This is a genomic window from Mycobacterium sp. NPDC050551 (assembly GCF_040674075.1).
Lineage (GTDB): Bacteria > Actinomycetota > Actinomycetes > Mycobacteriales > Mycobacteriaceae > Mycobacterium.
In genome coordinates this window covers 208,272-219,013 of sequence record NZ_JBFARC010000008.1, presented here as the reverse complement: position 1 = coordinate 219,013, position 10,742 = coordinate 208,272, and the positions used below count along the sequence as shown (strand labels likewise).

At 68.1% G+C, this 10,742-nt stretch carries 9 protein-coding genes and 1 pseudogene; 2 read left to right on the top strand and 8 right to left on the bottom strand.

Features of this window, described 5'->3' with window-relative positions; translation table 11 throughout:
* Positions 1-154 precede the first annotated feature (154 nt).
* Positions 155-681: pseudogene (locus tag AB0K11_RS27250) on the bottom strand (hypothetical protein).
* Positions 682-687: 6 nt separating this feature from the next.
* Here AB0K11_RS27250 and AB0K11_RS27245 point away from each other — a divergent pair.
* Positions 688-1,869: an ABC transporter substrate-binding protein gene (locus AB0K11_RS27245; protein ID WP_364984636.1), complete on the top strand. Its 1,182-nt coding sequence runs from the start codon at positions 688-690 to the stop codon at positions 1,867-1,869.
* A 15-nt stretch (positions 1,870-1,884) separates the two neighbouring features.
* Here the strand turns inward: AB0K11_RS27245 and AB0K11_RS27240 are convergent, their stop codons facing one another.
* Positions 1,885-2,631, bottom strand: coding sequence for a MerR family transcriptional regulator (locus AB0K11_RS27240; protein WP_364984634.1), 747 nt, complete (start codon positions 2,629-2,631; stop codon positions 1,885-1,887).
* A 342-nt stretch (positions 2,632-2,973) separates the two neighbouring features.
* Between AB0K11_RS27240 and AB0K11_RS27235 the strand changes: the two genes are divergently transcribed.
* Positions 2,974-4,248 (top strand): MFS transporter, encoded by a 1,275-nt coding sequence (locus AB0K11_RS27235; RefSeq protein WP_364984632.1) that lies wholly within the window; start codon positions 2,974-2,976, stop codon positions 4,246-4,248.
* On the opposite strand, the gene AB0K11_RS27230 is transcribed toward AB0K11_RS27235, so the two are convergent.
* The 6 genes from AB0K11_RS27230 to AB0K11_RS27205 all read right to left on the bottom strand — a co-directional run bounded on the left by AB0K11_RS27230 (position 4,249) and on the right by AB0K11_RS27205 (position 10,733).
* The gene (locus AB0K11_RS27230) at positions 4,249-4,668 is read right to left on the bottom strand and encodes a ChaB family protein (RefSeq protein WP_364984630.1); all 420 of its coding nucleotides are present in this window, start codon (positions 4,666-4,668) and stop codon (positions 4,249-4,251) included.
* A 29-nt stretch (positions 4,669-4,697) separates the two neighbouring features.
* Positions 4,698-5,927, bottom strand: coding sequence for a low temperature requirement protein A (locus tag AB0K11_RS27225; RefSeq protein WP_364984828.1), 1,230 nt, complete (start codon positions 5,925-5,927; stop codon positions 4,698-4,700).
* A 345-nt stretch (positions 5,928-6,272) separates the two neighbouring features.
* The gene (locus AB0K11_RS27220; RefSeq protein WP_364984628.1) at positions 6,273-6,992 is read right to left on the bottom strand and encodes a hypothetical protein; all 720 of its coding nucleotides are present in this window, start codon (positions 6,990-6,992) and stop codon (positions 6,273-6,275) included.
* Entirely contained in the window at positions 6,989-7,957 is a 969-nt protein-coding gene (locus AB0K11_RS27215) for a hypothetical protein (protein ID WP_364984626.1), read from the bottom strand. Before AB0K11_RS27215 ends, AB0K11_RS27220 begins: the two co-directional genes overlap by 4 nt.
* 89 nt (positions 7,958-8,046) lie before the next feature.
* Entirely contained in the window at positions 8,047-9,546 is a 1,500-nt protein-coding gene (locus AB0K11_RS27210; RefSeq protein ID WP_364984624.1) for a FadD3 family acyl-CoA ligase, read from the bottom strand.
* Positions 9,543-10,733 (bottom strand): amidohydrolase, encoded by a 1,191-nt coding sequence (locus tag AB0K11_RS27205; RefSeq protein ID WP_264015511.1) that lies wholly within the window; start codon positions 10,731-10,733, stop codon positions 9,543-9,545. Before AB0K11_RS27205 ends, AB0K11_RS27210 begins: the two co-directional genes overlap by 4 nt.
* Positions 10,734-10,742: the final 9 nt, after the last annotated feature.

Sequence of the window (10,742 nt, the reverse complement as noted above, 5' to 3'; positions counted from 1 at the left end):
GCGCTGTTCAAAGCAGCATTGTTATCTAATCGTTATCTAAGAATTTCAGGCTGTCGGCGTCGTCGCGCTCGCGGCGAATGGGTCGACACTCGCCCGCCGAGTGTCCACCCGCGCATCGCAGGGCTTCACCGAAGTTTGCTGGAAATATTACTAGTCAGTAAGGTTTCCCGTCCCACCGACCGAACTGCGGCACGCGTATGCGGTTGACGTCCACACCGATGCCGCCGACCTGACGCCTGTCCATCCCTACCCGGTGCAGATGTGCCGCCGCCGGCGCACTGACGGTCGAGCACCGCCTCCCCGCCCCGCAGATACAGTCCGACCTGCTGTTTGTACCGCTCGAAGGTGGGTGTCCTGCTTGCCGAACCGGTGGCACGAGGCCATCGTCACCCCGCTCCGGTGCAGGTCGCGAGCCTCTGGCAACCGGATCGGCGTGCCCAGCATCGACGCGCCGCCGGGCCTGCGGCCGGACACACACCGGATGGCTCCGAGTGCCCCGGCGGCGCGGATGTCGGCCGCGCCGATCACTCCGGCCGCCTGGTCGAGCAGGACGCCCATCGGCGCCGCGCGGGCCGTCGCCGGCAGAGTGGGGTTGCTGGGCGAATCGGGCACTACCTCCCGAAACCCCCGCTCGGCCGTGCGGCGAGTGGCCTTCGATACCGCGCGCCGGTTTCCTACCATGAACCCATGCTCCTGCGCGCCGGGTCGGCCCTGACGGCGTGCGCGGCACTGCTGATCGCCTGCTCGGGCTCGTCCCAGGACCCCGCCGACGGTCAGCGGGTGCCCGATCTGAAACCGTTGTCCGCCATCGGAGAGGGTGAAGGCGAACTCGACCTCATCGCCTGGGCCGGTTACGCCGAGGACGGCACCAGCGACAGCGCGGTCGACTGGGTCACCGCGTTCGAGCAGCAGACGGGCTGCCGCACCACCGTCACCATCGGACACACCTCCGACGAGATGGTCGACCTCATGCGAACCGGCCGCTACGACGGCCTGTCGGCGTCGGGGGACGCCACACTGCGGCTGATCTACGCCGGGGACGTGGCACCGGTCAACACTGCGCTGGTGCCCCACTACGACACCATTTCGCCGTTCCTCAAGGACCAGCCGTGGAACTCCGTCGACGGCCAGATGTACGGCATCCCGCACGGCTGGGGCGCGAACCTGCTGATGTACAACATCGGCGTCGTGCGCGACGCGCCGAACTCGTGGGCGGCGGTGTTCGACGACGCGGCGGAGTACCGCGGGCGGGTGGCCGTGTACGACTCCCCCATCTACATCGCCGACGCGGCGCTCTACCTGTCCAAGGCGAGGCCCGAACTGGGTATCGGCGATCCGTACTCCCTGACCGTCGCCCAACTCGACGCCGCCACCGAGCTGCTCGAGACACAGAGCGAGAACGTCGGGTTGTACTGGTCGGACTACACCGCCGAGGTGCAGGCCTTCGAGTCGGGCGCCGCCGTGATCGGCACCACCTGGCAGGTGATCGCCAACACCATCGGCGCCGACAACCGGGTCCAGGTCAACACCGTGCTGCCCAAGGAGGGCTCGACCGGCTGGTCGGACACCTGGATGATCTCGTCGAAGGCCGCGCATCCGAACTGCATGTACCAGTGGATGAACTGGATAGCCTCACCGGAGGTCAACGCCGAGGCCGCCGAACACTTCGGCGAGGCGCCAGCGCAGACCCTCGCGTGCGATCACACCACCACATTCGACTTCTGCGATCTGTACCGCGCCACCGACGAGCAGTTCGCCGCGAAGATCCACTACTGGACGACTCCGCAGAAGGACTGCGTGGACGGCAGCGGCGACGACTGCACCACCTACGACGACTGGGTGCAGCGGTGGCAGCGCATCAAACGCTGATCCGGCGCGCGCCGCTCAGCCGTGCGGCGGCCACTGCCCGTTGAGCAGGGCGCCCGGCGCCGAGGACACCACCCGACGGTGCAGCACCGTGTCGAGATGGCCGACCACCAGCCTGGTGGCCAACTCCCGGTAGTCGCGGACGATCTGCCTGAATTCCGGGAGCTGGTCCGGCCTGGGCAGGTGCTCGGGTCCGAACCGCGCGGTGAGGCACTCCTCCAGCGCGGTGACGACGGCGGCGGCCAGCGCATCGATGTCCTGTCGCGTCGACTCGACGATCCGTAGCAGTGCGCGGATGTACAGCATCTGGTCGGCCGCGCGGGCGACGATCTCACCGAGCACGGGGTCGGTGAGCGCCACGGCGCCGTCGACCCGGCGGGCCAGGCCCAGCTCGACCAGTCGTCGCGCCTCGTCGGATCCCACGCTGATGTCGAGCGGCCCCTCCGACCGCGCGGCGGGCGGCGCGGGCGCCGCGGGGATCTCGGCGGTCGGTGTCGCAGGCACGGCGCGCTGCAGTCCGAGGATGTCGGCGAGATCCGCGCCGTCGCGCATGCCGGCGAAGAACTCGGCGATGTGAGCGGAGTTGAACCCCCGCCGCAGGAGCTGATTGATGGTGTCCAGTTGCGCGAGATGGGAGTCGCCGTACAACGCCGAGCGGCCGGACCGGCGTGGCGGGTCCAGCAACCCCCGCTCCCGGTACGCGCGGATGTTGCGGGCGCTCACCCCCGACAGGTCAGCGAGCTCCTCGAGCCGGTATTCGCTCAACGCGCCGCACTCTCCTGCAACCCATGCCGCAGGCGACAGCCGGCGTCGCGGTTCGTCATGCGGACACTGTACCCGGAACGTGCGATCTGAGCGAACCCAAGGCCATCTCGGTGCGACCTTCGACATATCGACCATTCTTGCCCCTGTTCTGCATCTATGTGAGTGTTCAGGCAATCTACTGCACATCCGTATGCAGTTTCAGCCAACTCTCTAGGCTGACGAGCGAATCTTCGTGAGTGATGTCACGGAACCGGAATTGGTTTCCCCGGCCGGCGGTGGCCACCATGGAAGGCGGGATCCCGAGAATCGGGTTCGACCGACAGTCACGACGAAGGGTTTGGTGTGCGCTCCTGGATCGTGTGGGCCACCGGACTCCTGGCCTACATCGTCGCGGTGCTCGACCGCACCACCCTCGGCGTCTCCGGACTCGACGCGGCGGACCGCTTCACGGTGAGTCCCGGTGTGCTGTCCACCTTCGTGGTGCTGCAGGTGGTGGTCTATGCGGGCGCCCAGGTGCCTGCCGGTGTGCTGCTCGACCGGTACGGCTCCAAGGTGCTCATCATCTGCGGCGCGGCTCTGATGGCGTCCGGTCAGCTGGTGCTGGCGTTCTGCGAGACACTGCCATCGGCGATCGCGGCCCGCGCGGTCCTCGGCCTGGGCGACGCGTTGACGTTCATCTCGGTGCTGCGCCTCGTGCCGCACTGGTTCACGCCGCGGCAGGTCCCGCTGGTCACCCAGCTCACCGGCATCTGCGGCCAGCTCGGGCAGGTGCTCTCGGCGGTGCCGTTCCTGGCCGTGCTCACCGGCGCGGGCTGGACGACTGCCTACACCTCGGTCGCCGCACTCGGCGTCCTGTCGATGGTGCTGACGCTGCTCGTCGTCAGGGACACTCCGTCGGGACGAGCCAAGCCGGCGAAGACCGCCACCTTCGGCGAGATGGTGGGCAGCGTCAAGACGGTGTGGCTGCGGCCGGGCACCCGGCTCGGCTTCTTCACACACATGGGCACGCAGTTCTCGGTGACGGTCTTCGCGCTGATGTGGGGCGTGCCGTACCTGACGGTGGCGCAGGGCTTGTCGGCCGGGATGGCCGGGACGCTGCTGAGCCTGTCGGTGGTCGCAGCGATTTCGGCGGGTGTCGTCATCGGCATCTTTACCGGCCGCCATCCACACCGCCGGTCCCGCCTCGTGCTCGCCATCATCGGCAGCAACGCACTCGTCTGGACGGTGGTGCTCGCCCTGCCCGGACCGGCTCCGCTGTGGCTGCTGATACTGCTGATCGTGGTCATCTCGGTCGGCGGACCCGGCTCGATGGTGGGCTTCGACTTCGCGCGCACGTTCAACCCGAGCGCGACCCTGGGCACCGCACAGGGCATGGTCAACATGGGCGGATTCATCGCGTCGCTGCTGGTGATGCAGGCGATGGGGGTCATCCTCGACGCCACCGGTGGCTACTCGTTTGAGTCGTTCCGTTGGGCGTGGACGGCGCAGTACGCGATCTGGGCGCTGGCCACGACCGGGATCCTCATCACGCGCAGCAAGACCAGGCGCCGGATGCGGCTCGAACAGGAACGCATGCTGCTCGAGAGCTTCGAGGCGGATCCCGCCCCGGACCGGTGATCAGCGGTTGCGGGCGGACTCCCGCCGATTCGCCTTCTTGATCGCCGACACCAGTTCGTCCTTGCTCATGGTCGACCGGCCGGAGATGTCGAGACGCCGGGCCACCTCGACGAGGTGCTTCTTCGACGCGTTGGCGTCGACGCCCTCGGCGGTCTCACCCTTGGCGTTCGGACCGCCGCTGCGGGCACGCTGATCCGAGGGACCCTTGGCCGACTTGGCTTCCCAGTGGTCGCCGACCTTCTCGTAACTGTGCTTCAGCGCGCTGTACGCCACGCGGTGGGCGCGCTCGCCCTCGCCGTACTCCTCGGCCGCCGAGTCGTGCGCCTTCGCGAAGGTGCGCTGCGCCTTGGCTTCCGATTTCTTCAGCGTGCTGGGCAGCTCGCTCTTCTTGGCCTGTCCGCCCTTGCCCGTCTTCGGCATGGTGACTCCTTTCGCGGTGCCCCGGTTGACTAGCCCGCCTGCGGCGGTGCCAAACGCAGTGCCTCCGCCTGCCCGGCCGCCCTCACATGCCGGTGGCCGGTGAGCTCGTAGCCGGCCACGACGACCACCGGCGCCAGCGTCACCACCAGCAGGCACACCGCCATCGGCACATCGATGGTCGCCAACCACACCGCCACGGCCAAGACGACGAGCGCGCCCGCGACGAGGGCACCGTGGAACACGTCCCATCTGCGTGCCACCAACCCGTAGACGGCGTACAGACCGGCCAGATAGATGGCGAGCGGCACCGCGACGGTCGCGACCGTCGGTGCGGCGCCCAGTGCGGAGTGGTGCTCGATGTAATAGGCGGCGGCGTGCAGGCCCGCACCGGTGGCGACGATCGCGCCGAAGACCGGGATGTGCAGGTAGCCGAACCAGAACGACGTGCTGCGGTCGGCATGCAGCAGGTCGGCGTGCGGGACGAGGAAGTACACCCACCACATGCCGAAGGTCAGTCCGATGCCGGCGACCGCGACCAGCACCGCGTCGGTTGACCAGCCCTGAATCTCCACGGCCGCAGAGATCGACGCGACGGTGCCCACCACGCCCTCACCCAGCGCGATGATCGCCAGCAGACCGTAGCGCTCGACGATGTGGTGCACGTGCCACGGGGTTCCGCCCATCCGTCGCTCGGCGACGAACGGGCCGGACAGCTCCACCGCGATCAGTGCCACGGCGCACACGAAGAACACCTCGACCGACGTCTGGACGAAGATCTGTGCGGCCCAGCCGATCTGGGCCACGGTGACCGCCACTGCGTAGGTCAGGCAGGCCTGGCGCCGCACAGGATCCTGGGAGGCCGCGCGTAACCACTGCCCCACCAGCGCGATTCGCATCACGATGTACCCGGCCACCAGGACGGCGTTGTCCACGTGTCCGCCGTGCTCAATCGAGGTGAACAGCTGCGGCAGGCCGAGGGCCAGGATGATGACGCCGACCATCTGCAGCATCGTCATCAGCCGGTAGATCCAGTCGTCGGTGTCGAACGCCGAGGCGAACCAGCTGAAGTTGATCCAGGCCCAGCAGATCGCGAACGTCGCGAACGCGAAACCGGTCAGCCCCGCCGCGACGTGGTTCTCCGCGAGCAGGTGCGCGAACTGGGACGCGGCGATCCCGAACGCCACCACGAAGGTGAGGTCGAACAGCAGCTCCAGCGGAGTGGCCGCCCGATGCTGCTCGTGCGGATCGCGACCCACCATCCGGCGCAGCCGGTGTGCCGGCGTCGCAGGTTTGGCCCCCGGTTCGGCGTCGCTCACGTTTCCGTCCTCTCCGTCGCCGTCCCACGCATGCAGGTAGTCCACTACGCGTGCTCGCGGCCGACCTGCCTTCTTAGGCTGTTGTCGACCGCAACGACCTGGGAGCCGAGCGAATCATGAGTGCACTACTGCTGATGTGCGTGTCAGTCGCCACTCCGTTGGCCGCACTGGGACTCTACGAGTTGCAGACCCGGTTGGAGCGCTGGGACCACGACCGGCACGCGGAGGACTGACGTCGCGATCCGCCGCACGGGTCCGGCAGGCCGGAGTGGTTCGCCGAGGCGGAGGTCACACCGGGTCGAACGACGAGATCAGCCACTTTCCGTCGATCTTGGTCAGGCCGACCTTGACACTGCTGGCGGCGTAGGCGCCGTCCGGATTCTCCTTGCTCACCGTCGTCTGGTTGACGAAGATCAGCGCCACCGCCGATTCGGGATGCATCTCCGCGAGCGCGCTCTGCGCCACCGACGCGCTGGTCTTCACTTCCTTCTGTTTCGCGGCGGGGGTGACGATGGTCTGCGTGAACTGCGTGTAATAGTCCAGGAACTCGCCGGTGAGGTGCGTCTTGGCGGCGGCGAAGTCCTGGTCGAGCGTCTCCGGCGAGTAGGACAGCAGGGCGACAGTTCCGGTGGTCGCGGCGTCGAGCGCGACCTGTGCGGCGGCCGCGTCCGTCTGCTGCTCGGGGCGGTACTGGAAGAAGTACAGGGAGATCGCGAGCGCGGCCGACAGGACGAGCGCGACGGCGACGCAGATGACGGCGATCCGCCCGCGCGAACCGCGTCGCCGGCCCTTGCCGCCACGGCCCGACAGCTCGAGATGGTCTTCGAGCCGGCCGGCTTCGGTGGCACCGCTCTCGGGCTCCGTCGCCGTCGTCGCCTCGTCGGCGATCACGGCCTCGTCGGCGATCACGGCGTCATCGGTGTCCGTGTGGTCGGTGTCCATGTGGTCGTGGTCGGCCGATTTCTCGACCACCGGGGCCTCTTCGGTGTCGGTCTGGTCTTTGGTCACGGCACGAACTCGACTCTCGACATCTTCACCTGGTCGCCGTCGCGCTCCAGGTCGACCGACAGCCGCCATCCGCGCGGATCCTTGTTGGCCCCCGCCGCGTTGGTCACCCGCGACGTCGCGGAGACGATCACGTTCGCCGAGTCGTCGGTCATGGTGCTCACGGCCGCGGAGTTCACGGTCACCTCCGTGATCACCTTGGAGTCCTGCGCCACCTGGGCGAAGGTCTGCGCCTGCTGCTGGAAGTCCTCGCGGAACTTGCCGGTGGAATTGTCGATGATGCGTTGCACACCCTCTTCGGCCTTGTTGAAGTCCAGCGACATCAGGGTGACGACGGCCTGGCGGCCTGCCGCGGTGTACTCCGCGGTGAGCTGTGCGTCGCGCTCGGCCTGGCGGTGCTCGCGGATCATGTAGCCGCTGGCCGCCAGCAACGCGCCCGTGCAGAGCACGGCGAGGAAGAGCGCGACACCCTTCCAGGTCGGCAGTGGCACGCGAAGGTGCAGCCGTCGGCGCGCAGGCTTCTCGTCGGCATCGTGTGCAGCGAAGTCGGCGACCGGCGAGCCGTCGTCGGCCCCGGCCTCGTCAGCAACGCTCTCGTCAGCAACATCGTCGGCGTCGACGGTCTCGGTATCGGGATCGCCGGCGGGGGTGTCGGCGACAGGCTCGTCGTCCTGGACGCTGTCGGCCGCGACAGGCTCGGTCTCGGCCACGGTCGCAGCAGCGGCGGCGGCGGACACTTCGGCTTCCTGCGCCTGCCGGCGCAGTCGCAGCGCGCGCGCCCGCGCACGGGCGGCGGCGGCCGCCGCCTCGGCCTCGGCCGCTTCGGCCTCGGCTTCCTCGGCGAGGATCCCGGCGAGTGCGGGATCGGGCCGGTCCTGCGGGTCCGCGGGCGATACCTCGTCCGTCGGTGGGCCGGTGACCGGACCCGAGCCGGCGTCGGTCGACGCCTTACGCCTGAACGAAGGCACAGCGACCTCCTTGTCTTGTCTGTCTGACCGGTCCCACCTGACGCAGCCGGAGGAGAATGGCGTTTCCATTCTCGTTTGTCGACGCCACCCTACTCATCACCGCTCGACGCGGGCGCAGGCCTGCGTTCCGGGGTTGCCGAGGAGCGCAGCTGGTCTTTCATGACCTTGCCCGTCGCGTTGAGCGGCAGTCGGTCGAGGAACTCGATGGAGCGCGGCACCTTGAATCCCGCCATCCGGTCCCGGCTCCACGCGATCAGTTCCTCGGCGGTCGTCTCGGGCGCCCGCTCGGACCGTACGACGAAGGCCTTGCCGACCTGACCCATCCGCTCGTCGGGCACACCGATGACGGCGGCCTGCGCGACCGCGGGGTGCTCGAGCAGGAAGCCCTCGATCTCGGCCGGGTAGGCGTTGAAGCCGCCGACGATGAACATGTCCTTCTTGCGTCCGACGATGCGCAGCCTGCCGGCGTCGTCGAGCGTGCCGAGATCGCCGGTGTGCAACCAGCCGTCGGGGTCGACGGCCTCCGCCGTGGCGGCCGGGTCGTCGAGGTAGCCCTGCATCACGCTGTAGCCGCGGACCAGGACCTCGCCGTCGTCGGCGATCCGGACGTCGATGCCGTCGCACGCGACTCCGACGGTGGTCGCGATGTCGGTGAACGAGTCACCCGGCCGCGACAGTGTGGCGGTGCCGCATTCGGTGAGGCCGTAGCCGGTGTTCACCGAGGCGAACGGCAGCTCGTCGTGGATGCGGCGGATCAGCTCCACGGGGATGTCCGACGCACCGGTGACCCCGGCACGCAGCGACGCCAGCTTCGACTTGTCCTGCACGGCGAGCAGCGAGTGGTACAGCGTCGGCGGTCCTGGCAGCATGGTCACCCGCTCGCGCTCGATGAGGTCGACCACGACGTCGACGTCGAACACCGGGACCGGCAGGATCGTGGCGCCGCGGATCATCGAGGCGATGCACCCGGCCTTGTAGCCGAAGGTGTGGAAGAACGGATTGACGGCCAGGTAGCGGTCACCCCGGCGCAGATCGTTGAGGTCGCACCACTCCTCGTACATCCGCAGCGTCTGCAGGTGGTTCATCATCACGCCCTTGGGGCGGCCGGTGGTCCCGGAGGTGTAGATGATGTCGGCGATGTCGGTGCCGCTGATCGCCCGCTCGAACGGCTCGCCGCTGTCGAGGAAGCCGGACTTCAGATCGATCACCGGAACACCGTCGGCAGCGCTGTACTCGGTGCCGAGGAAACCCTGTTGCACCAGAACGGCTTTGGCGCCGCTGCGGCCGATGACGTCGGCCGCCTCGTCGGCTTTGAAGCGGGTGTTGACAGGCACCAGCACGCCGCCGGCGGTCACCAGTCCGAACGCCGCGACGATCCACTCGGCGGAGTTCGGCGCCCACACCGCCACCCGGTCGCCCTTGGCCACGCCGAGATCACGGAAGGCGCCCGCGGCGCGGCGCACCCGTTCGACGAGCTCGACGTACGAGAGGCGCAGCGGACCGTCGACGATCGCTTCCGCGTCGCCGAAGCGGTCCGCCGCGCTGGCGACCATCTCGGGGATGGTCTGCCAGGTGGGAACGTAGGTCACGTAGTGACGAGACGACCCAGGTTGCCGCCCATGATCTTCGCCTGGTCCTCCATCGAGAGGTGCTCGAGTGCGGTGACGTAGTGGGTCGGCTCGGCCAGTCCCTCGGGGTGCGGCCAGTCCGACCCGTAGAGCACCTGGTCCACGCCGATGAGGTTGATCAGGTCGTCGATGCCCTCTTCGTAGAACGGGCTGACGAAGATCCGGTTCTTGATCTCCTCCATCGGGTTGCCCGGGAATGCCTCCGGGGCCTTCTTGTAGACCTCGGACATGGAGTCCAGCAGCGGGAACATCCACTTGGATCCGGCCTCGACGATGCCCACCTTGAGCGTCGGGAACCGGAACAGCGCGCCGTGGATGACCCAGGAGGCCACCGCGTCCTGGATCGGGCGCCACTCGTTGAGGATGTTCATCGCGTTGGTCTGGAACGGCAGCATCTCCTGGGCGACGCCGTCCCACTCGGAGGTGTAGCGCGAGTAGCCGCTGTCCGAGGAGTGCATGCCGACGAAGATGTCGTACTCCACGCACTTCTGCCAGAAGGGGTCGAACTCGGGCAGCGCGAAGGACCGGGGGCCGCGGAAGCCGGGCACCGGCGCCGGCCGGACCAGGATGGCGCGGGCGCCGCGCTTGACGGCCCACTCCAGCTCCTCGATGGCCTTCTCGACGATCGGCAGCGTGATCACCGGCGTGACGAAGATGCGGTTCTGGTAGTTGAAGCCCCACACCTCGTGCAGCCACTCGTTCAGCGAGTGGATGATCACGTGGATGGCCATCGGGTCGTCGCGCAGCCGCTCCTCGATGAGGCTGGCCAGCGTCGGGAACATCAGGCTGCGGTCGATGCCGAGCTCGTTCATCAGCTCCAGGCGGGGGCCCGGCTCGAAGAACGCCGGGATCGAGCGCATCGGCTCACCGAACAGCTCCCGCTTGCTCTTGCCGTCGGGGTTGCCGAACTTGAAGTACTCCTCCCAGGCACCGGGCTTCGCAACGTGCGAGAACGTCGGGTTCGGGATGTAGTTGCTGATCTGACCCTTGATCGCGATCTTGGTGCGCCCGTTGACCTCGACGTACTGGACGACGTCCTTGTACTCCTTGGGGAGGTACTTGGTCATCGCCTCCGGCGGCTCGTAGAGGTGGTTGTCCGCGTCGAACAGCGGAAACGGGATGTCGACCCGATGCGAGAGTTGTCCCATGAAATGCTC

What these genes read in the sequence shown, in the direction of transcription:
- AB0K11_RS27230 (WP_364984630.1), bottom strand. Translation starts at nt 4,668, where the DNA reads ATGCCGAAGACGGGCAAGGGCGGACAGGCCAAGAAGAGCGAGCTGCCC.
- AB0K11_RS27225 (WP_364984828.1), bottom strand. Translation starts at nt 5,927, where the DNA reads ATGGTGGGTCGCGATCCGCACGAGCAGCATCGGGCGGCCACTCCGCTG.
- AB0K11_RS27205 (WP_264015511.1), bottom strand. Translation starts at nt 10,733, where the DNA reads ATGGGACAACTCTCGCATCGGGTCGACATCCCGTTTCCGCTGTTCGAC.
- AB0K11_RS27245 (WP_364984636.1), top strand. Translation starts at nt 688, where the DNA reads ATGCTCCTGCGCGCCGGGTCGGCCCTGACGGCGTGCGCGGCACTGCTG.